Origin of the sequence: Nocardia speluncae NBRC 108251 (assembly GCF_001613245.1) — a bacterium.
Classification (GTDB): domain Bacteria; phylum Actinomycetota; class Actinomycetes; order Mycobacteriales; family Mycobacteriaceae; genus Nocardia; species Nocardia speluncae.
In genome coordinates this window covers 17219-39362 of sequence record NZ_BDBZ01000014.1, presented here as the reverse complement: position 1 = coordinate 39362, position 22144 = coordinate 17219, and the positions used below count along the sequence as shown (strand labels likewise).

General features: G+C 67.0%; 18 protein-coding genes and 1 pseudogene. 12 read left to right on the top strand and 7 right to left on the bottom strand.

All coding sequences use genetic code 11. The features are described 5' to 3' along the window. Positions 1–25: 25 nt before the first annotated feature. Entirely contained in the window at positions 26–1348 is a 1323-nt protein-coding gene (locus tag NS6_RS15470; protein WP_068042399.1) for an aminotransferase class V-fold PLP-dependent enzyme, read from the top strand. A 50-nt stretch (positions 1349–1398) separates the two neighbouring features. Here the strand turns inward: NS6_RS15470 and NS6_RS15465 are convergent, their stop codons facing one another. Beyond that, the gene (locus NS6_RS15465) at positions 1399–1890 is read right to left on the bottom strand and encodes an RDD family protein (RefSeq protein WP_068042397.1); all 492 of its coding nucleotides are present in this window, start codon (positions 1888–1890) and stop codon (positions 1399–1401) included. Between the two features lie 178 nt (positions 1891–2068). Then, positions 2069–2566 (bottom strand): hypothetical protein, encoded by a 498-nt coding sequence (locus NS6_RS15460; RefSeq protein ID WP_068042396.1) that lies wholly within the window; start codon positions 2564–2566, stop codon positions 2069–2071. A 71-nt stretch (positions 2567–2637) separates the two neighbouring features. On the opposite strand from NS6_RS15460, the gene NS6_RS15455 reads away from it, so the two are divergent. Then, complete coding sequence (locus NS6_RS15455) at positions 2638–3249, top strand: TetR/AcrR family transcriptional regulator (RefSeq protein ID WP_068042394.1); 612 nt, start codon at positions 2638–2640, stop codon at positions 3247–3249. Between the two features lie 107 nt (positions 3250–3356). Here NS6_RS15455 and NS6_RS15450 read toward each other — a convergent pair whose 3' ends face one another. Further along, positions 3357–4079 (bottom strand): alpha/beta fold hydrolase, encoded by a 723-nt coding sequence (locus NS6_RS15450; protein WP_068042578.1) that lies wholly within the window; start codon positions 4077–4079, stop codon positions 3357–3359. Positions 4080–4164: 85 nt separating this feature from the next. Here NS6_RS15450 and NS6_RS15445 point away from each other — a divergent pair, with 85 nt between their 5' ends. The 3 genes from NS6_RS15445 (at position 4165) to NS6_RS15435 (ending at position 7765) form a co-directional block, all read left to right on the top strand. Further along, the gene (locus tag NS6_RS15445; RefSeq protein ID WP_068042392.1) at positions 4165–4749 is read left to right on the top strand and encodes a TetR/AcrR family transcriptional regulator; all 585 of its coding nucleotides are present in this window, start codon (positions 4165–4167) and stop codon (positions 4747–4749) included. A 288-nt stretch (positions 4750–5037) separates the two neighbouring features. Continuing rightward, positions 5038–6444, top strand: coding sequence for an MFS transporter (locus tag NS6_RS15440; RefSeq protein WP_210747125.1), 1407 nt, complete (start codon positions 5038–5040; stop codon positions 6442–6444). Positions 6445–6745: 301 nt separating this feature from the next. Then, positions 6746–7765 carry a Gfo/Idh/MocA family protein gene (locus NS6_RS15435; protein WP_068042389.1) on the top strand — a complete coding sequence of 340 codons (1020 nt, stop codon included), beginning with the start codon at positions 6746–6748 and terminating at the stop codon, positions 7763–7765. A gap of 26 nt (positions 7766–7791) precedes the next feature. Here the strand turns inward: NS6_RS15435 and NS6_RS15430 are convergent, their stop codons facing one another. Next, positions 7792–8775, bottom strand: coding sequence for an ROK family protein (locus tag NS6_RS15430; RefSeq protein WP_168443479.1), 984 nt, complete (start codon positions 8773–8775; stop codon positions 7792–7794). A 346-nt stretch (positions 8776–9121) separates the two neighbouring features. On the opposite strand from NS6_RS15430, the gene NS6_RS15425 reads away from it, so the two are divergent. The 5 genes from NS6_RS15425 (at position 9122) to NS6_RS15405 (ending at position 15021) form a co-directional block, all read left to right on the top strand. Next, positions 9122–10681 (top strand): ROK family protein, encoded by a 1560-nt coding sequence (locus NS6_RS15425; RefSeq protein WP_068042387.1) that lies wholly within the window; start codon positions 9122–9124, stop codon positions 10679–10681. Beyond that, positions 10678–11511 carry a GNAT family N-acetyltransferase gene (locus NS6_RS15420; protein WP_068042384.1) on the top strand — a complete coding sequence of 278 codons (834 nt, stop codon included), beginning with the start codon at positions 10678–10680 and terminating at the stop codon, positions 11509–11511. The genes NS6_RS15425 and NS6_RS15420 overlap by 4 nt, the downstream gene beginning before the upstream one ends. Continuing rightward, a complete protein-coding gene (locus NS6_RS15415; protein ID WP_068042381.1) occupies positions 11495–12733 on the top strand; it encodes a DegT/DnrJ/EryC1/StrS family aminotransferase in 1239 nt (412 codons plus the stop codon). Before NS6_RS15420 ends, NS6_RS15415 begins: the two co-directional genes overlap by 17 nt. Before the next feature lie 132 nt (positions 12734–12865). Further along, positions 12866–13744 (top strand): ABC transporter ATP-binding protein, encoded by an 879-nt coding sequence (locus tag NS6_RS15410; RefSeq protein ID WP_068042378.1) that lies wholly within the window; start codon positions 12866–12868, stop codon positions 13742–13744. Beyond that, on the top strand, positions 13741–15021 hold the full coding sequence (locus NS6_RS15405) for an ABC transporter permease (protein ID WP_245669368.1): 1281 nt from the start codon (positions 13741–13743) through the stop codon (positions 15019–15021). The genes NS6_RS15410 and NS6_RS15405 overlap by 4 nt, the downstream gene beginning before the upstream one ends. Positions 15022–15230: 209 nt before the next feature. Here the strand turns inward: NS6_RS15405 and ilvC are convergent. From ilvC to NS6_RS15390, 3 genes and pseudogenes are all read right to left on the bottom strand, one after another. Beyond that, positions 15231–16262: pseudogene (gene ilvC, locus NS6_RS15400) on the bottom strand (ketol-acid reductoisomerase); the annotation flags it as partial. 81 nt (positions 16263–16343) lie between these two features. Continuing rightward, complete coding sequence (gene ilvN / locus NS6_RS15395; RefSeq protein ID WP_068042373.1) at positions 16344–16847, bottom strand: acetolactate synthase small subunit; 504 nt, start codon at positions 16845–16847, stop codon at positions 16344–16346. Beyond that, on the bottom strand, positions 16844–18769 hold the full coding sequence (locus tag NS6_RS15390) for an acetolactate synthase large subunit (protein WP_068042370.1): 1926 nt from the start codon (positions 18767–18769) through the stop codon (positions 16844–16846). Before NS6_RS15390 ends, ilvN begins: the two co-directional genes overlap by 4 nt. 286 nt (positions 18770–19055) lie before the next feature. Here NS6_RS15390 and NS6_RS15385 point away from each other — a divergent pair, with 286 nt between their 5' ends. Both NS6_RS15385 and ilvD read left to right on the top strand, forming a co-directional pair. Then, positions 19056–19688 carry a PH domain-containing protein gene (locus tag NS6_RS15385; protein WP_168443480.1) on the top strand — a complete coding sequence of 211 codons (633 nt, stop codon included), beginning with the start codon at positions 19056–19058 and terminating at the stop codon, positions 19686–19688. Between the two features lie 308 nt (positions 19689–19996). Next, complete coding sequence (ilvD, locus tag NS6_RS15375) at positions 19997–21838, top strand: dihydroxy-acid dehydratase (RefSeq protein ID WP_068042364.1); 1842 nt, start codon at positions 19997–19999, stop codon at positions 21836–21838. Positions 21839–22144 lie beyond the last annotated feature (306 nt).

Below are 22144 nucleotides of genomic sequence, written 5' to 3'. Positions count from 1 at the left end.
GTCCCTGACCTCGAGGAGTGTTCCGATGACCGTCGCCATCGATAACCACAGTGCTGCCGTGACCGCCGTTTCCGGTCGTGATCTGCGAGTTCCCCTGGTGCAGGGCGGAACTCGTACCTACGCGAATTTCGACTACGCCGCCAGTGCTCCCGCACTGACCGAGGTCACCGATCGGCTGGCCGAGCTGCTGCCGTATTACGCCAGCGTGCACCGCGGCGCCGGATACGCCTCACGAATCTCGACCGACTGCTACGAATCCGCTCGAGGGTCGGTGGCGCGTTTCTTGAACTGCGCCGACGACCAGGTGGTCGTATTCACCCGCAACACGACAGATGCCCTGAATCTGCTGGCAGCCTGCGTCCCGGGTGACACCGTGGTGCTCGATATCGAACATCACGCCAACTTCTTGCCGTGGCGGCGCAACGGTCGCCGGGTGGTGCCGGCCGCGGATACGATCGAGGAGACCGTTGACCGGGTCGTGCACGAACTCGCCACGAAACCCGCTGCGCTGCTGTCTGTTACCGGCGCATCGAACGTCACCGGAGAGATCCTCCCGCTGGACCGGCTGGCCGCACTCGCCCATCGTTTCGGCACCCGTATCGCGGTCGATGCGGCCCAACTGGCCCCACATCGACGGATCGATTTGCGCGCCTGCGGAATCGACTATCTCGCGTTGTCCGGACACAAACTGTATGCCCCGTTCGGGGCCGGTGTGCTGGTCGGCCGCCGGGACTGGCTCGATACCGCCGACCCCTATCTCGCCGGAGGCGGTGCGGTCCGCGAGGTGACAACCACCGACGTCGAATGGGCGCCGGCCCCGCAGCGGCACGAGGCCGGTTCGCCGAACGTCCTGGGTGTGGCCGCACTGGCCGCCGCGTGCGACACCCTCGGATCACTGAACGAGGCCGATGCCACCGAACACGAGCGGTATCTCACCGCACGGCTCCGAGACGGCTTGGAAAGCACTCCGGGAGTACGGTTCCTGCGCATCTGGCCCGACAGCACCGACACTGTCGGGATCGTGGCGTTCACCGTCGACGGCGTCGAACCGGGCCACGTCGCCGCATACCTCTCGGCCGAGTACGGCATCGGCGTGCGAGACGGGCGATTCTGTGCGCACCCATTGCTGAACCGCCTCGGTGTCGACGGTGCACTGCGCGCCAGCATCGGCCTGGGCACCCGCGCCGACGACGTCGAACGGCTGATAACCGCTATCGCGGCACTGGTCGACCGGGGTACCGGCTGGAATTACCACCGGCAGGACGGGCAGTGGGGCCCGGTACCGGAGACGCGGGAGCGGCTCGCGCCCGGATCCGTGACCGGCGTGGCGCCCTGCACGCCATCCTGAAGCCGGCCCCGTGATCCGTCCACTCGTTGCGTACAGAACCGACCCGGTGGTTATTCGTCGATGACCTGGGTGCCACCGGCGGCACGGTCGTGCCAGCCCTGTTTCGTCGGACTGGAGCTGATCGTGAAGGCGATGGCGATCGCCGCGACGAACCAGAGCAGACCACCGATCCACGGGATCAGGTTCAGCAGCATGTACGCGTTGCGGACAGCCGAATCCTTGAGGCTGGGATTCGGCGCCCCGTCCGACCCGTTGACGTGCAACCCGACCAGCTTCTTCCCGGGAGTCGAACCCGAGGAGACTTCGAAGGCAATGAAGTACAGCCAGCCGAAGGCCGCGCCCGGGAGCACCGACACCCAGTCGGGCAGGTCCGCGACCACGCCCAGCAGCCAGAAGAAGACGGCGCCGATGATGCCGGCGATGATCCAGTCGACGAATCGGGCGACCGCCCGCTTTCCGAGACCTCCTGGTGCGATCCCGGCCGTCCGGCCGTGCATGGGGCCGGACTGGCCGTACGTCGGGTCGAAGCCACCTGTAGTCATCACGCCTCCTGGCGAACGCTGCGGCCGGTTTGCCTGTCAGGTGTTACTCAGTGCATGTCGACTCTCAAGGATGACATACGTGCAGGTGCGGGAGGTGCTGCCGAAACCGTTTCGTGTCCGGGTCGAGCCACAGGTTCGACCCGGACAATGGTTCGAGCGGTCCTGACCCTCGCGGGGTTCACCTCCGGTCGAGAATGCGTTCGGCGATCCTACGCAGCAACCGGACAGGGCCGGTCCAGCCGACAGAGCCGGCGACGGAGCCGGTGAGAGTGTGTTCCGCGCGTTCGAGGCAATCCTCCAGGCATGCGTCGTGCATCCACCGATAGGCCAGCGGCCAGGTGAATCGGGCCCGGCCGCGAACGTTCATGGCGAGCAGGTGAACCAGATCGGTGCCGTCAGCAGTGGGGTAGACGGTGAATTCGTGGAAACCGGCGAAGCCGCGGGGGCCGGTGAAGCGAAACCGCACCCAGCGGCCGGGGACGTAGTGCTCCACCGTGTAGCGGATGGGGCCGTGCCCGCCGGCCGCGCCTACGCCGAGCGGGCGGTCGAACCGCATGGCCGGCCAGCAATGTGCGGGCCAGAGTTCGTCGTCCGCACGGGCGAGGGTGTCCACCAGTGCACCTACCTCACTCTCCGGTACGGGCAGGTGACGTCGGTGAATATTGACAACGGCCACGATCGAGCTCCTTGTTTGGGACGATAATAGAGAGCTACCTCTAAAAAGAATTAGAGCATACTCTCCACTACATGGGAAGATCACCGAGGCACGACGCCGACCGGCTTCTGGACGCCGCCGCCGAACTCCTCGCCGGCGGCGGACCGGCGGCTGTCACCATGGCGGGAGTCGCCAGAGCCGCCGGGGCACCGAGCGGGTCGGTCTATCACCGTTTCCCGGATCGCCCCGCTTTGCTTGCCGCGCTGTGGACACGTGCGCTACAGCGATTCCACAACGAACTGCTTCCCGTGCTGGGCCTCGACGAACCGCAAGAAGCGATCCGCCGCAGTGCCCGTACCAGCCTCGAGTGGGCTCGGCACCATCCTCGCGAAGCGTGCGTGCTACTCGCCGGAGCAAAGGAACTCGACGAGCAGAACTGGAGCGAGCAGGCCCGCGCAGATACCGCTCGGGCCAACGCCGCACTGCACGACGCGCTGACCGCGCTCACCGAGACCGTTGGCGACACCGCTCCCGACGCGGCAGACCGGGTACTACTCGCGGTGGTCGACCTGCCCTACGCCATGGTCAAGCGATATCTGAATGCCGGGCAGCAGATCCCCGACCACGCGGCCGACCTCGCCGAGCACGCCGCGGCCGCACTGTTCGACATGAGTCGGGGGCGAGGCATCGACGCCATCCCTTGATATCGCAGCCCCGCCGGCCGAACCGCTCGAGATGATGAGCTACAGATTCAACCCGGCGGAGGGGTGGAGCGGACAGGTTGCCCGGACAGCTCATTCGATACCCGTGTTCACAGCGATCGACCGGGCCGGGTATCGCAGCTGTCGGCGATATCGCGAACCAGCCGGGCGAACCGCTGGGGTTCTGCGAGTGGCAGATAGTGACCGGTCCGTGGCACCACGAGCAGGCGGGTCCGGGGCGTGGCCGCGGCGAATCGGTGCTCGTGGGCGCGGAAATGATCGCGACTGCCGTTGATCAGCCACACCGGGCCGCGATACCGGCCGAGTTCGGCGAGCGGATCGAAGTGGCCGAGCGCGTGCAGTACGTCGGGAATGACCTCGGTGGCTATCCCGCCCTGCCCGATGGCGTGGGCGATCCGAGGCGCCAGCACAGTCTCGAACACCCGGTTGCTGAGCCGCTCGCCGCCGTCGGCCCGGGTCGACAGGAAGCGGTGGGCCAGGCGGAAAGGAACCATCGATGCCTTGTCCGGCACGGCGGTGGATCCGGTGACGACCAGACCCGCTACCTGCTCGCCGAGTTCGGCCGCCGCGGCGATGCCGACGTATCCACCGAGTGAATGGCCGACCAGAAGGGCGCGGCCGCCGGCCTGCTCGACGGCCGCACCTACGGCGGCGACGGCCGCAGTCATCGTGAAAGGCTCGCCGCGGCGCGGACCGTGTCCCGGGAGGTCGACGGCGGTTACCGGGCGTTCGGCCGCTATGTCGTCGATCGTGCCGGCCCAGCAGCGGCCGCTCAGCCGGATGCCGTGCACCAGTACTACGGGCAGAGTCATGAAACCTCCGAACACTACGCAACGTTGTGTTGCAAACTTAGCCCCGACCGGAAGGCAACGCAACGTTGTGTTGTACTCTCGCCTCATGGATGCCGAGTCCGACAAGATCACGAGCGGCCGGCCGCGGCGCGCCGACTCGATCTTCACCGCCACCCTCGAACTCCTCGCCGACAGCGGCTACGACGGCCTGACCATGGAGGCAGTCGCCGCGCGCGCCGGAGTCAACAAGACCACGCTCTACCGCTGGTGGAAATCCAAGGACGAAGTACTGGCCGCCGCCCTGACCGACTCGGACCTGCTCGCGTTCGAGGTGCCCGATACCGGCAGCCTCCGCGGCGATCTCGTTCAGACGAGCCGCCACATCCACACACTGCTCACCGATCCCGCCACTGCTCCCATCGCAGCCGCGGTCCTGGCAGCCGGGCCACGCCGCCCTGCACTCGTGGCGGTCGGCCGGACCTTCTTCGCCGACCGCGCCGAACGGGAACACCCGATCTTCCGCCGGGCCGTCGACCGCGGCGAACTCCCGGAACACGCCGATCCCCGGTCCATCATGGACATGCTTGCGGGAGCCATCTGGTTCCGCCTGTTCCTGCGCGCCGAGGAGCTGCGCGACGAAGATCTTTGCGCGGCCGTCGACCTCGTACTGGACGGCGCCGCAGCGCATTGACCGGTGCGAACAGGCGTCGTGAGTTTGCCCGGTCTGCTCACCGATACTCACCGGCCGGCGGGTCCGAGCGCGCTGGTGGTCCCGAGGTGGCGAACCCGGGCTGATAGAGTCCGCGCCATGTCCAGCAGTTCCTCTTCCGCCGCCTGCGCGGCAGTCACCAGGACGTCCCGCTAGCGGCGGGGCGTTCTACTCACAGACCTTCCTCCTGGGACGTCCAGCCGCTTCGTGATCAGTCCGGAGCGGCACTTTCGTGCTGCTCAGATACTTCTCTGAGCAACGGAGCACCTGATGTTGTCAGGCATTCTCTCTTCACGCGGGCACAGCCCGTCCACCGCGCGCTCGTGGCTTGTGCTGGGCGCGATGTCGATGCTGCAATTCTTCATCGCGGTCGACGTGACCGTGGTCAATATCGCCCTACCCTCGATCGGCGCGGACTTCGGCGTCGACGACCACTCCCTGACCTGGGTGGTGGTGGCCTACACCATCGCCGGTGGCGGGATGCTGATGCTCGGTGGGCGATTGGGTGATCTGCTGGGGCGGCGCCGCGTGCTGCTGGCCGGCACCACCCTGTTCGGTGCGGCATCGCTGCTGGCGGGGGTGGCCCCGTCCTACGGTCTGCTGGTCCTCGCGCGTCTCCTGCAGGGTGCCGGTGAGGCCATCGCCCTACCGGCCGCGATGGCCACCATCGTGTTGCTGTTTCCCGAAGGACCGAGCAGGTCACGGGCCCTGAGCGTATGGGCGGCGGTGGCGAGCTGCGGGCTGGTGCTCGGCTTCGTCCTGTCGGGAGTGATCACCGCCCACCTGGGCTGGCGATGGATCTTCTTGATCTCGGTGCCGTTCATCGTGGTCGTGGCAGCTATCGTGCTCGTCGAGCGCGATCGGCCGGTGACACGCGAATCCGGTTCGCTCGACATTGCGGGGGCACTGTTGCTGATTGCATGCCCATTGCTGTTCACCTCCGGCGTGGTCGAGGCCGGTGAACCCGCAGTGTCCTACTGGGTGCCCGTGGCCGCACTGGCAGGGGCGGTGCTGGCCGGTATCGGATTCGTGCGTGTGGAAGCACGCTCACCGAACCCGCTGCTGCCGCTGAGTTTCTTCGCCGACCGCACCCGGGTCACGGCGAACCTGACCACGATGCTGCTCAGCGCAGCGCTGTCGACCTCGTTCCTGCTGTTCACGTTCTATCTGCAGGACCACTTGGGTTTCGGGCCGCTGGGCGCCGGACTCACGATGCTGCCGCTCGCGGTCTCGCTGATCGCGTTCTCCGTTCTCGTGCCCCCGCTGCTCGGCAGGTGGGGGGCGCGGGCCTGCGTGCTGGCCGGGCTCGGTTTCGCGGCCTGCGCAATGGCCTCGATCGCCCTGGTCGCCACCCTGAGCGCCGGAGCACCGTGGCTGATCCCGGCGATGGTGCTGATCGCCGCCGGTATGTGCTTCGGACTCGTGGGCCTGCAATACATCGCGGTCAGTGGTGTGACCGACGACGACGCCGGAATTGCTTCGGGCGTGCAGCGGGCGGCCGACCAACTCGGCGGTGCCACCGGCGTAGCGGTTTGTGTGGGAATCGGTTTCGCGCCCGCTCTGCACGCCGCCGATCCGTTCCTGATCGCCACCCTGCTGGCGGGCATCGGACTCGTCGCCGGCGCACTGGTGATCCGACGTGCGCCCGAACCGTCCACCGCGAAAGCGCGCGAATAGTCCGGAGGAACGCGGGCCCGCCGTCCACCTCGTGGCGGCGGGCTCGCGGGCTGCGGCGACGGACTCGGTCCGAGCCGACAGCACGACCTGATACAGGCAAGGGGTGATCACGGGCGCCGGAACAGTGACCGAATCCGCACGCCCCGTTGCCGTTACGCTGTTCATCAGGTGACCGGTGTGCTCAACCCTCGAGAATTACCGGAACCCTCTCCCTGCCACCGACTTCACACACCTGGACAACGGATCACCCCGTGCTACCGGACCTGTGAATCACGGGGTTCGAGTACCGGGAAGGTGGTCCATGCGAGCGGCGATCGTCGGAACGGGCCATATCGCGGACAGCTACGCCCGCACACTGCGTTCCCGGGGTGTCCACGTCGTCGCCTGCACCGATATCGACAGGGCGCGCGCAATACGGTTCGCAACCCGCTGGGGTTCGCGCTACGTCACCGATCTGGGCGGAATAGCCGACTATCGCCCGGATGTGGCCATCAATCTCACCTCCCCGGTGTCTCATGGCGAGGTATCGAGCGCCCTGATCGAGCTGGGCGTCCCCGTTTACACGGAGAAGCCGCTCGCCCATGTACCCGAGGTGGCACGGACGCTGGTGGCGCGCAGTGATCGGCGTGAGGTCGCCCTGATGTGCGCGCCCGATACGCTTTTCGGCGAGCCCCAGCAGCAGATGCGGCGCATTCTGGATGCCGGCATGATCGGCCGGCCGCTGCTGCTGCACGGTCAGATCGCGTGGTCGGGACACGAACAATGGCACCCTCGACCGCAATTCCTCTACCGCTCGGGAGCCGGTCCCCTGCTGGATCTCGGCCCTTACTGGGTCACGGCGATGATCCATCTGGTGGGCCCGGCCGTCGCGGTCACCGCCGTGGATGCCTCGACCGGCCATGAAGCCCTGCGGATCGCGGGAATGAATGGATTGCCGGTGCCGGAGGTGCCACTCACGGTAGTACTGTTGATCGAGTTCCGGTCGGGCGTGATCGGCACCTTGGCCATGAGTTTCGAATGGCCGGCCACCACCGCGCCGGCCTTTCAGATCGTCGGCGAATCCGGCACGCTGATCTGCGATGTTCCACTGTTCGAGGGTCGTGGCACCGTGCGCTGTCGACGGCGGGCGGATTCCGCCTGGACGGTGCTACCGTCCGCCCCGCCCATGGTGCGCTGGCAGCGTGGTATCGGCGCGGTGCAGATGCTGCGCGACCGTGCGGCGGCGGAACCGCTGCTGGACAAGCGGCAGGCGCTGCACACCTTGGACATTCTGCACGCGGCGGCGACCAGCATGGACTGCGGACGACGTATACCCCTGTGAACGAATGTTTTCGGACGAAGCCGACGCTAACGCGCCTGCGCGAAGGAATCCAGGGCCAGCATTCCCGCGCCGAGAACGCCGGACGACCTCGGATGTGCCGCCGCTTCGAGCCGTGGCATACGCCCCCCTCGAACCGGGCAATGGGCATTCATCGATGTGCCCGCCGGCCCGAGCAGCAGATCACCCGTACGAGCCAGGCCGCCGCCGACGACCACCACATCCGGATCGAAGAACAGGACCACGGCGGCCATCCCGATCCCGAGCCAGTGACCCAACTCGCCGAACAACGCCACTGCCTGCGGATCACCCTGCAAAGCGGCTTCGAAGACGGTTTCCCCGGTGACCTGCTCGGCCGATCCCGCCAGGCGCGCGATCATGCCCGCCGGGTCGGCCTGCGCCGCGCGGCGGCCGTTGCGCGTCAACGCGGTACCGGACGACAGTGCCTCGAGGCAGCCGCGGTTGCCGCATTGGCATCGCACCCCCTCGGGCTGCACCACGATATGCCCCAGTTCACCGGCGAAACCGGTGGAACCGCGGTACAACTGCCCGTCGGTCACGATTCCCCCACCGACCCCGGTCCCGACCGTGACAATCACGGCGTTACGCGTGCCGACCGCCGAGCCCGCCCGGAACTCCGCCCACGCCGCCATATTCGCGTCACTGTCCACCACTGTGGGCAACGAGACGGCCTCCTCGAGAAGATCGCGCAGCGCGAAGCTCTGCCCCGAACCACCGGCGTCGAGCACTCGGCCCGACGGCCATTCCACCACTTCCGGTGTTCCCACACCGAGCCGGCGGGCTTCGGGATGAGTGCCGGCCAGTTCCTCCACCACCGCGGCCACCTGCGAGACGACCGCGAGTTGATCCAGATGGGAGGGCGCGGCGACCACGCGCTCAGCCAGCACCCGGCCGTCGCCGGTCACCACCCCGGCGGCGATCTTCGTACGGCCCACGTCCACGCCGATGGCGCAGGGCATCGGTGCGACCGTGCTTTCGACGAGAGCGCGCATGACTTTCTCCATGGTGGTTCGTCGCGACCGATTCGGGCACCGAGAAGATTCCGTGTTCACCGGCGGTGCACTACCCGATCGAGTGTGGGACCGAGCGACTGTTCGGCGATATGGCGCGCAGACACTATCACGGCGTCCGGTCACCACCGGCCCGGCGTCTCGCGCGCTGCGCGGGACTCTCCGGCGTGTCCGTCGCACGTCTGCACCAGTGCCGTCGTAGCCGCACACAATCGACCCGCACTGGTGTGTGATTCGCACGACTCCAATGTCTTTCGCCCCGCCGGCCCAACGAGCTCGGTAAGATCGAACGGGCAGCATCCATCTGCCGTTATCGAGGTTCGCCATCATGGCCGTTGAAGATCGCGACTGGATCGGTCAGGTGATCCACAGTGCCCGCGAGTCCTTCGAAGGCATATTCGATATCCGGACCGTACGCCTGCTGCTGCTCGCCTGTCTGGCCTTCGCCGTGGCCTTCCTTGCCGGTACGAAACAACCCCTCACGAGTGCCCGGCTCGCCGGATTCAGTATCGGAAACATCGTCGCCGGCATCTTTTTCGCCTTCGGGTTCGTGCTGATCGCACTCACCATTGCCTCCGGGCTGCTGACGCTGCGCCGCTCGGAACTCGATTCGGCCGACGGGGCGAGCCCGGATCCGAGCGCCGCGCCCGGACCGTCGACCGTTCTCGGCGGCCAACTGGTCCTCGGGATCGAAATATCGCGGAACGTCATCATCTACGGCGCCGTAGCCCTGAAGCAGGTCGGCAATCATGGGGACGACGCCCCGCCCCTCGCCACCGTTCGCATGGAAGAACTCGTCGGAACCAGAACCAGAACGCTCGAGATCAGCGACGGCAGTGGCGCGATGTACGAGGGCCTGGCATCGATCGTGCTCGAACTACTCACCCATCTCGAACAGCAACTCGGACGGCAGATCACCGCCAGCGGTATCGCTATAACGACGCCGAGCGCCATCGACATCAGATCGAAAACCCTCGTTTCCACCGTCGGACCGTTACCGGTGAACGAGCGGGTCGCCGACGGTCTGGCCCGATGCCTCTACGACCGGCATCGGACACGAATGCAGCAGTACTTCGGCACGCCCGAAAGCCCTGTCCTCAGCGAACAAGATCTGGCCGAGAAGATCTACCTGGACGTGGATGCCCGTTCCATCGCCCGATTCGATCTGCATCATCGATCGCAGAACCACGGTGGCTGGCGCAACTACGCCTGTGTGATCGTGCTGGAAGGTGTCGGGGCGGGTCTGATCCTCAACGGTGAGCTCTATTACGGCAGCCATAGTTCCGAAGGCGAGATCGGCCACACCACAGTGCATCTCGGTCCCGAGCTCGTCGGGCCGGGACCGCGCGCCCAGCCGGTCGAGATCGTCGCCTGCGATTGCAGGCTGCCCGGCCTCCACTGGGAATCTCTCAGCAGCGCCCTGGGCCCGGCCCGGCTCGCGGCGGCCTGCGACAAGGAACTGTTCGACCGGCTGGCCGCGGCGTATGGGCATCCCCCTACGAGCCAGAACCTGGTTCGGCTGGCGGAGATGTGCCGGGGCGGCGAGCCGTCGGCCGAAACTCCGCGTGAAATCCAGCGAATGGCCACCGAGGACGCGCGATTGGGCGAATATCTCGACACGGTCCTCCAGGAATACGCGCGAATCCTGACGATCGGAATCGCCAACCTGGTGAACGTCCTGGACCTCGACCATGTGGTGATCGGCGGCCCCTTCGTCAGAGATCTCGACCGCCTCGGCTTCCGCAACGAGATCTGGAACTGCTGGAACAGCTACGTGTTGAGGGGACAGAATGCGGGCTACTCGTTCGAGACATTCGGAAAAGGCTGGCAGGGCGCCACACTGCTGTTCTGGGATCCGGCCTACCGGCGAAATTTCATCCTACCGTGACCTCCGGTGATGACGAGGCGTCCACGGCGATGGATCACAGCGTCCGGTCGCTGTTGCGGCATTTCGCGACCACCACCGCCGGCGTCCGGTTCACCGAATCACCCGGGCACCTGTTTCTCGCCACCGCTACGGATCACCTGGGGCCCATGCATAATTCGGCACTTCGCACCGACCCGACCGCCGGTCCGGAGGCAGTGATCGGCGCCGCCGAGGAGTTCTTCGGGCGATGGAATCGCCGATTCGTGCTGTGGGCGGGCGCGCACCACGACGGCGACCTGGCCGAAGCGGCGGCGAGGCATGGGTTCGCACTCCGAGACAACTCGCGAGGTTCGGCCGGCATGATCCTGCGCACGCCGCTGCGCACAGCGCCGGACAACGGCACGGCCCTCATCCCGGTCCGATTCCGGTCACAGGTCGAAACCTTCACCGATATCGTGGCCGACGCGTTCGCCGCACGAGACCACCCGCAGCCGGCCGGAGCCACCCGATCCCTGTTCACCCCCGCACGGACCCTCCTGCATCCACGGGTCATCGCATACCTCGCCGTGATCGACGGCGTACCGTGCGGCGCGGCGATGACCCATCTGAACGGACCGGTGGCCACCCTCGCCTGGATCGGCACCCGCCCCGCGTACCGGCATCGTGGCGTCGCCTCCCGGCTGGTGACAGCATGCGTCGGCGAGAGCTTCCGCCGGGGGGCACAGCTGGTCGCGCTGCAATCATCGGCGGAGGCCGAGGCTCTCTACTCCCGCTTGGGTTTTCAGGAGATCACCCGTTACGCACGGTGGCTGAGCCCGGCGCCCGCGAATCCGCATGGCTCCACCGATTGATGTCCTCGCCCTCAACGGCGGACCACCGGTACGGAACCTGCCCTACCCGTGGCCGATACACGACGAACAGGAACGCCGGGCGCTCCTCGAGGTAGTGGACAGCGCGCAATGGTCCTTCGACGGGCCGAAGGAACTCGAACTGGCGCAGGCGCTCGGCGCCTACCTCGATGTCGAGTATGCGCTGCCGGTATCCAGCGGTACCGCGGCGCTGGAAATCGCGCTCGAGGCCCTCGATCTGCATCCGGGCGACGAAGTCATCGTCCCGGCCCTCACCTGGACCGCACCGGCCAGAGCCGTCGTCGTCAACGGGGGCATCCCGGTCTTCACCGATATCGATCCCGGCACCTGGTGCCTGGACCCCGACGCGGTCGAAGCGGCGCTCACCGAACGCACCCGCGGGATCCTCGTCGTACACACCTATGCGCAGATCACCGATATGGACCGGATCCTCGATATCGCGCGGCGGCACCGGCTGTTCGTGGTGGAGGACTGCGCACACGCCCTCGGGTCCCGGTGGCGCGGCCGGGCCGTGGGAACACTCGGACACATCGGCTGTTTCAGTTTCCAGCAGTCCAAATCGATAACCGCCGGCGAAGGCGGGCTGACAGTCACCTCGAACTCCGGGCTCGCCGACCGCCTGTACGCGCTGAAGAACTGCGGGCGACGCCGGACACCGGACACCGACTGGGGCTTCGGCGGAAACCAGCGCATCACCGAGTTCCAGGCCGCGGTGCTGCTGGTACAACTGGGACGGCTCGACGAGCAGATCGCGAGGAAGGCCCGGCAGGCGGATGCCTTCGGGCGGGCCCTCGCCGCCGTGGCCGGTCTCACCATGGCACCGCCCGATCCCCGGATCACGCGCCGCAGTTTCATCGGACTGCCGCTGTCGGTGGATATCCGCGAGTTCCACGGAATCGGCACAGACCTACTCGTGACGGCCCTCGCCGCGGAAGGCGTGCCGGTCTTCCTGCCGCATCCGGTGGTGTACCGCGCGCCGTCGTGGGTGGCGGGGTTGCGCCGATATCACGATCCGAAGCGGCTCGGACTGCACGCACGATGCCCGAGCGCCGAACAGGTAGCGGGCCGCGGCGGGGTCGTCGTCGCGCATGAGGCATTTCTCGGACAGTGGGCCGAAACAGCCGATCTGATCACCGCCTTCCGGAAAGTACAGCGATTGGCGAATACGATCCCGGCCGATGCCCGCGACAGCAGACTTATCTGATCCCCCGCGATTCCGTGGTGGCGGCGGGCCGGCTCGGCCCGGCATCGCCCGCGGTCAGCGGCAGGATTCGGGGACCTTCCGGTAAAGCAGCAGCCGGGTAGAGTCGGCCGGGTCTACGACTGGGGAGGTTCGATGCTCGAGGTAACGCATCTGGTACGCCGGTTCGGCACCAAGACAGCCGTCGACGACGTGTCGTTCGCGGTGGAGCCGGGCGCGCTCACCGGGTTCGTCGGCGGCAACGGCGCAGGTAAGACCACGACCATGCGAATGATCATGGGCGTGCTGGCCATCCATGGCGGCGAGGTGCGCTGGGGCGGGCATCCCGTCACGGTCGCCGATCGGCGTTCGTTCGGGTACATGCCGGAGGAGCGGGGGCTGTATCCCAAACAGCCGGTACGAGATCAGCTGGTGTACCTGGCCCGGTTGCGGGGACTTTCGGCAGCCGAGGGCAGGCGGCGAACCACCGAATTACTCGAGCGGTTCGGGCTCGGTGATCGAGGGAAGGACAAGCTGGAGTCGCTGTCGCTGGGCAACCAGCAGCGGGTGCAGATCGCGGCAGCGGTGGTGGCACAGCCAGCGGCGCTGGTGCTGGACGAACCGTTCTCCGGACTGGATCCGGTCGCGGTCGATTCGATGGCCGACCTCTTGGCCGAATACGCCGGGCAGGGTGTGCCGGTGCTGTTCTCCTCGCACCAGCTGGATCTGGTGGAACGGCTGTGCGATCGGCTGGTGATCCTCGCGAACGGGCGGGTCGTCGCGCAGGGTTCGGCGGCGCAGCTGCGAGAAGCCGGGGCGCTGCGGTACCGGCTGCGGGCGGGCACGGATACCGGCTGGCTGAATGATTTCGCCGGGGTGGGTGTGGTCGAACGCAATGGGCCGGCAGTGTTGCTCGAGCTCACCGGCGCGACCACCGATCAGGTACTCACCGAGGCGCTGGCGCGCGGGTCGGTACAGGAATTCGCCGAGGTGCGGCCGTCGGTCGCGGAGATCTTCCGAGAGGTGACGGCATGAACGAGTCAGGCCCGGAGACGGTAGCGGAGCATGGGCACGGAAGGCCCCCGCTCGTGCCGGATGGGCAGGGCGGGAACGAGCCGGCCCCGCAGGCCGTAGCGGATATCGCGCCGCGGGGGGTGTGGCGGATCGTCACCGAACGTGAAGTCATGGTCAAGCTGCGCGACCGCAATTTCCTGATCTCGACGGTCATCACGATCGTGGCGATCGTCGCATCGCTGGCCATCAGCGGATTCATGAGCGGGCGCACCGAAACAGTCGATATCGCGGTCACCGGGAACGATGCGGGCCCTGTCGTGCAGACGGCCGCTGGTCTCGCCGAACTCGCCGGCAGCAACGTCATCTTCAGCACCCACCCGGTTGCCGATGTCGCCGCCGTCGAACAGCAGGTGCGTGACGGGGAGGCCGACGCCGGTCTCGTATCCGACCCCGGCGGGTGGCGGCTCATCGGCAAGGAATCGGTGAACGACGAGGTCAACACCTATGTGACCACCGCCGCGCAGCAGCTCGCGCTGCAACGCAACGCCGAAGCAGCCGGTATCACGCTCGACGAGCTCGGGCGCGGCGGCCAGGTAACCTACGACGTGCTCGACGATTCGGCCGTCGACCCGGGGTTCGCGCAGATCATGACGTTCGTGTTCGCGTTCCTGTTCTATATCGCCTCGATCCTGTTCGGAATGTCCATCGCGCAGAGCGTCGTCGAGGAAAAGCAGAACCGTATCGTCGAAATCCTGGCCAGCGCGATTCCCCTGCGGCAGTTGCTGATCGGCAAGATCATCGGCAACACCCTGATGGCTTTCGGACAGCTCGTCCTGTTCGCGGGCGCGGGCCTGGCCGGGCTGGCGGTGATGGGAAATACCGAGTACATCACCCAGATCGCCGGTGCGGCCGGCTGGTTCATCGTGTTCTTCGTCGTCGGCTTCCTCGCCCTGGCGAGCCTGTGGGCTGTCGCCGGCTCCCTCGCGACCCGCAACGAGGATCTGCAGTCGACCTCCACCCCGCTGAGCATGCTGATCATGATCGTGCTGTTCCTCGGCATATTCGCCTCCGGCACGGCGCAGACCGTCACGTCCTACGTACCGATCGTCTCCATCGTCACCATGCCCGCTCGCCTCGCCGAAGGCACAGCCGCCTGGTGGGAGCCGCTGGTGTCCCTCGCCGTCATGGCGGCAACCGCCTACGGAATCGTGGTGGTCGCGGAACGCATCTATCGCCGCTCGTTGATGCAGACGCAAGGGCGCCTGACCTACCGCCAGGCACTCAGCGTCGAAGACTGACCAGCGGCACCGACCGTTCGGCAGCCGGTACGGGCTCAGCGGGCAATGATGCGGACCGACTGCCGGACCGCACAGCATGGACATACGGTCGGCCTCGCCGGTCAGCCCGGTCGGTTCCCGATGGGCCGCCTCGATGAGGAGCTCACCCGAAAAAGGGGCCCTTCCGCAGCTGCGGAAGGACCCCTTTCAGCGCTGTATCAGCGAACCGCTCAGGCGGTTTCGGTGATCGGCCGGTCGACCCAGCTCATCAGGTCGCGCAGCTTCTTACCGGTGACCTCGATCGGATGCTCGGCGTTCTGCTTGCGCAGGCCCTCGAGCTCCTTGTTGCCGCCCTCGACATTGGCGACCAGGCGCTTGACGAAGGTGCCGTCCTGGATGTCCTTGAGAATGTCCTGCATCCGCTTCTTGGTGTCGGCGTCGATGACCCGCGGACCCGACAGGTAGCCACCGAATTCGGCGGTGTCGGACACCGAGTAGTTCATGCGGGCGATACCGCCCTCGTACATGAGGTCGACGATGAGCTTCAGCTCGTGCAGCACCTCGAAGTAGGCCATCTCCGGGGCGTAACCGGCCTCGACCATGACCTCGAAACCGGTCTTCACCAGTTCCTCGGTGCCACCGCACAGCACGGCCTGCTCACCGAAGAGATCGGTTTCGGTCTCTTCCTTGAACGTGGTCTTGATGACGCCGGCGCGGGTGCCGCCGATGCCCTTGGCGTAGGACAGCGCCAGGGCCTGGCCCTCGCCCTTCGGGTCCTGCTCGATGGCGATCAGGGCGGGCACGCCCTTGCCGTCGACGAACTGGCGCCGCACCAGGTGGCCGGGCCCCTTGGGGGCCACCATGCCGATGGTGATCTCGGCGCCGGGCTTGATCAGGCCGAAGTGGATGTTGAGACCGTGGCCGAAGAACAGCGCGTCGCCGTCCTTCAGGTTGGGCTCGATCTCATTGCTGAAGATCGAGGCCTGCGCGGTGTCGGGGGCCAGCAGCATGATGACGTCGGCCCACTCCGAAACCTCGGCGGGCGTACCGACGGTCAGCCCGGCCTCTTCGGCCTTGGCCCGCGACTTGGAGCCTTCCTTCAGGCCGATGCGCACCTCGACGCCGGAATCGCGCAGGCTCAGCGAATGCGCATGCCCCTGGCTGCCGTAACCGATCACCGCGACCTTACGGCCCTGGATGATCGACAGGTCGGCATCGTCGTCGTAGAACATCTCGACTGCCACTTGGTGGTATCCCTTCTTACTATTTCGAACCCGCGAAACGCGGGAAACGGTAAACGAGGCGTGAAAGACGGCCGGGCGCGGGGTGCGCCCGGCCGTGGTTCAGCGGGTGGCGGTGATGGATTTGGGTCCGCGGCCCACGGCCACCACCCCGGATTGCACGATCTCGCGGATGCCGTACGGCTCGAGCATCCGCAGCAGGGCGTCGAGCTTGGAACGGGTGCCGGTCGCTTCGACGGTGAGAGCGTCGGGCGAGACATCGATAACCTTGGCGCGGAACAGGTTCACCGATTCGATGACCTGGGTGCGCACGCTGGCGTCGGCACGGACCTTCACCAGGATCAGTTCGCGGGCCACCGAGGTGTCCGGATCCTGCTCCACGATCTTGATGACGTTCACCAGCTTGTTGAGCTGTTTGGTGACCTGCTCCAGCGGCAGATCTTCCACGGTGACCACAATGGTCATCCGGGAGATGTCCTTGACCTCGGTGGCGCCCACCGCCAGGGATTCGATATTGAATCCGCGGCGGGAGAACAGGCTGGCCACCCGGGCCAGCACACCGGGTTTGTCCTCGACCAGGACACTGAGGGTGTGGGTTGTGCTCATTCCGGATTCCCCTCGGTCTCGGCCTGCTCGCGGCTCATGGCCTCGTGGATGACGGCCGGTTCGGCGGCCTGCTCGTCCTCGTCGAACAGCGGGCGGATCCCGCGGGCGGCCATGATCTCGTCGTTACTGGTACCGGAGGCGACCATCGGCCACACCTGGGCGTCCTTGCCGACGATGAAATCGATCACCACGGGCCGGTCGTCGATCGACTGCGCCTCACGGATCGCGGCCTCCACATCCTCTTCCTTCTCCACCCGGATACCGTGGCAGCCCAGTGCCTCGGCGAGTTTCACGAAATCCGGGATGCGCAGGCCGTGGGTCTTCAGGTCGGTATTGGAGTAGCGCTGGCCGTAGAACAGCGTCTGCCACTGCCGGACCATGCCCAGGTTGCCGTTGTTGATCAACGCGACCTTGATCGGCACACCCTCCACCGCGCAGGTGGCCAGTTCCTGATTGGTCATCTGGAAGCAGCCGTCGCCGTCGACCGCCCACACTTCGCGATCGGGCATCCCCATCTTGGCGCCCATGGCCGCCGGCACGGCGTATCCCATGGTTCCGGCGCCGCCGGAGTTCAGCCAGGTGCGCGGCTTCTCGTACTTCACGAACTGGGCGGCCCACATCTGGTGCTGGCCCACGCCCGCACAGTAGATGGCGTCCGGGCCGGCGAGGCGGCCCAGGGTTTCGATGACGTACTCCGGCGAGAGCGCGCCGTCCGACGGTGCCGTCCAGCCCAGCGGGTACGACTCGCGGACCCCGTCCAGGTAGGTCCACCAGGCGGTCAGGTCCAGCTCGATACCGGCCGGATCGGCACGCAGGGTTTCGATCAGTTCGGTGAGCACCTCACGGCAGTCACCGACGATCGGGACATCGGCGTGCCTGTTCTTACCGATCTCGGCGGGGTCGATATCGGCGTGGATGACCAACGCGTCCGGCGCGAAGGAATCCAGCTGGCCGGTGACACGGTCGTCGAAGCGGGCGCCGAGGGTGATCAGCAGATCGGATTTCTGCAACGCCGCCACCGCGGCCACGGTGCCGTGCATACCCGGCATACCGAGGTTCAACGTGTGACTGTCGGGGAACGCGCCGCGCGCCATCAGGGTGGTGACCACCGGGATGCCGGTGAGTTCGGCCAGCTCCAGCAGTTCGGCCGACGCCTCGGACTTGATCACACCGCCGCCCACGTACAGGACGGGAGCGGTGGCCTCGGCGATCAGCCGGGCGGCCTCCCGCACCTGCTTACCGTGCGGTTTGGTAACCGGACGGTACCCGGGCAGCCGCATCTCCGGCGGCCAGCTGAAGGTGGTCTGCTCCTGCAGCACATCCTTCGGGATATCGACCAGCACCACGCCGGGACGCCCGCTGGAAGCCAGGTAGAAGGCCTCGGCGAGGATGCGCGGGATATCGATGCCCTCTTTGATCAGGAAATTGTGCTTGGTGATCGGCATGGTGATGCCGGAGATATCGGCTTCCTGGAAGGCATCGGTGCCGATCAGGCTGCGCCCGACCTGGCCGGTGATCGCGACCATCGGCACGGAATCCATCTGGGCATCGGCAATCGGGGTCACCAGGTTGGTCGCGCCCGGACCGGACGTGGCCATACACACACCGACCTTGCCGGTGGCCTGCGCATATCCGGTAGCCGCGTGACCCGCGCCCTGCTCGTGCCGCACGAGCACATGGCGCACCTTGGTGGAATCGAAGAGGGGATCGTAAAGGGGCAGCACCGCGCCGCCGGGAATACCGAATACGGTGTCGACGCCGAGCTCCTCGAGGGAGCGGACGACGGACTGCGCGCCGGCGACCCGCTCGGGCGGTACCTGGCGGCGGTTCGCCGGGGTGGTCGGAGCACCGGCCGAGGCCGGCGGGTTCGAAGGCGCGGGCTTGCGGGCCGCGGGCCCGGGCCGGGTAGTTGGTGCGCTCACCGTCTTGGTTCCTTACTTCTTGTCGTTCACTCGTCGTCCCGACATAAAAAATCCCCCGACAGCCGGTGGCTGTTCGAGGGTGGCGCGTCGCAGTGCGAGCTGACGTATGCGGATCGTCCGACTCAGCGCTGGACGCGCCGGCCGATTACGAGCAACTCGATTCGATTCACGCGCATGACGGTATGTGTGCGTGTGGTGCAGAGTCAAACAGCTGACCGCCGTCTTCTCATTATGTGAGAAGGTAGCGGGTGCTCACTCCCGTCCACCATGATGCGAGGATGGTGGTGTGTCATCACCGCATCAGTCCGTGCCACCACCGGAATCGTCCCATATCCCCGCAGCCGCGGAGGTAACGGGTGGGGATACGGCGCCGCCGGGGCCGACCCGTGTGATCCGCATGACACGACTGTCGTTCCTCGGGGTCGTGATCCTCGCGATGTGCGTGTTCTTCCCGATCGTCGGCTGGCCGGCCGCACTGTTCTGGCTGGCGCTGATCCCGATCGCCACTGTCGTCTGGATCCTGCGCACCCAGACCAAGGTGTCACCGAACGGCCTGGACCTGCGCTCGATGTTCTCCTCCCGGCATATCGACTGGGAGCAACTGAAGGGCATCAGTATCCCGAAACGGGGCTACGTACGCGCACACCTCGCCGACGACACCGAGGTACCGCTCCCGGCGGTGAGCTACGACCGGCTGCGCGATCTGGTGGATGCCTCCGGCGGGCGGATCCCCGATCCCTTCGCCCTCCCGGACTCCGACGCGGCCGATGACTCCGGTGCGGAGTCCACCGGCGAAGATTCAGGCGATGCCGACACCGACTCGGGCGACGCCGAAACCGGCAAGAACACGCGCAGTGCCGAGGCCGCCGACCACTCTCCCGCCGCGGACGACGGCAAAGACTCCCCGGCTACCGGCTAGAACCGCTCTCCCACTGCGAACTCGCACGGCACCGGCGACTCCCGGCCACGGGCCGGAACCGCTCTCCACCTGGGGACTCTCACGGTGTCGGCGGCCCAGGCATCGGTATCGAGTCCACCGGCCATCTTCACCGGCTATCGGTACTCGCCGCGGTTCGCGCCGGATCCCGGCCGATACCGGCCCCGAGTCCGCTTCCGGCCGGGAGTAGCCTGAAAAAACGCCGATCGCACCTCCAGCAGCGGTCATCCGCGGCCGGGCGATACGGCGTCGTCGCATTGTCCAGCCCCGCGACCAGACCGAGGACACCCATGCCAGCGCTTCGTTCCCGCACCACCACTGTCGGCCGTAATGCCGCCGGGGCCCGCTCCCTGTGGCGGGCCACCGGTATGACCGATTCCGATTTCGGTAAGCCGATCGTCGCCATCGCCAACTCCTACACCCAGTTCGTGCCCGGGCACGTGCACCTCAAGAATGTCGGCGAAATCGTGGCGGACGCGATTCGGGAAGCCGGTGGGGTACCGCGCGAATTCCACACCATCGCCGTCGACGACGGGATCGCGATGGGTCACGGCGGCATGCTCTATTCGCTGCCCAGCCGCGAAATCATCGCCGACTCCGTGGAATACATGGTGAACGCGCACACCGCCGATGCGCTGGTGTGTATCTCCAACTGCGACAAGATCACCCCGGGCATGCTGAACGCGGCCATGCGGTTGAACGTCCCCACCGTGTTCGTTTCCGGTGGGCCGATGGAGGCCGGTAAGGCCGTGGTCGTCGGCGGTGTGGCGCAGGCGCCCACCGACCTCATCACCGCCATCTCCGCCAGCGCGAACAGCGAAGTGACCGAGGACGGGCTCGCCGAGGTCGAGCGCAGCGCCTGCCCGACCTGTGGCTCCTGCTCCGGCATGTTCACCGCGAACTCGATGAACTGTCTCACCGAAGCTTTGGGCCTGGCCCTGCCCGGCAACGGTTCCACGCTCGCCACCCACGCCGCGCGGCGGGCACTGTTCGAGCGGGCCGGCCGGGTCGTCATCGATATCGCCAACCGCTGGTACCGCGACGACGACGCGTCGGTGCTGCCGCGCAGCGTGGCGAACGAGAAGGCCTTCGCCAATGCGATGGCGCTGGATGTGGCGATGGGCGGATCCACCAACACCGTCCTGCACATCTTGGCCGCCGCGCAGGAGGGCGAAATCGATTTCGACCTGCGCGCCATCGAGGAGATCAGCCGGCGGGTGCCGACCCTGTCGAAGGTCGCGCCGAACTCCGACTACCACATGGAGGATGTGCACCGCGCCGGTGGAATCCCGGCAATCCTCGGCGAGCTGCATCGCGGTGGACTGCTGGAAACCGAGGTGAGCACCGTGCACACCCCGACCGTCGACGAATGGCTCGACACCTGGGATATCCGCTCGGGTAAGACCTCGAGGGAAGCCCTGGAGCTGTTCCACGCGGCACCCGGCGGTGTGCGCACCACCGAACCGTTCTCCACCGACAACCGCTGGTCCGCACTGGACACCGACGCCGCCGGCGGCTGTATCCGCGATATCGAGCACGCCTACACCGCTGAAGGCGGGCTGGTGGTGCTGCGCGGCAATATCGCCCTGGACGGCGCGGTCCTCAAGACCGCGGGTATCGACGAGGAACTGTTCATCTTCGAAGGCCCGGCCGTGGTGGTCGAATCCCAGGAGGAAGCCGTTTCGGCGATCCTGGGTAAGAAAATCCGGCCCGGCGATGTGGTCGTCGTACGTTACGAAGGCCCGGCCGGTGGACCCGGGATGCAGGAGATGCTGCACCCGACCGCCTTCCTCAAGGGCGCGGGCCTCGGCAAAGTGTGCGCGCTGATCACCGACGGCCGGTTCTCCGGCGGCACCTCCGGTCTCTCCATCGGACACATCTCCCCCGAAGCCGCCAGCGGCGGCACCATCGGCCTGGTGGAGAACGGCGACCGGATCCGTATCGACGTCACCACCCGCACCCTGGAAGTACTGGTCGACGACGCGGTGCTGGCCGAACGCCGCGCCAAGATGGACGCCCGGGAACACCCCTGGCAGCCGGTGAACCGGGAACGCCAGGTCACCACGGCGCTGCGCGCCTACGCGGCCCTGGCGACCTCCGCCGACAAGGGCGCGGTCCGGCACGTGCCCTGACGCTCCGCGGCCGGTAACGACGAACGGCGTCCCGCTCGCGACGAGCGGGACGCCGTTGTCGTCCGGCCGGCACCCTCACTGAATGGGCCGAAACGAGCCGGGCCGACGGCGGAACCGCCCAGCGAGCGCCTCGGCGATTCTGGAGCGCGCCCGGACCTGACGTGGCCTACCGGCGGCACCGAACCCCACGACGCACGCACGGCGAGTGCTCGGCCGACCCCGTACCCCGCGCGACCGGCGGCGGTGCCGAGTCCAGCGAGGCCCTGAAGGTTTCGGGCCGCCCCTGATTTCCCGCTCGATGCGATG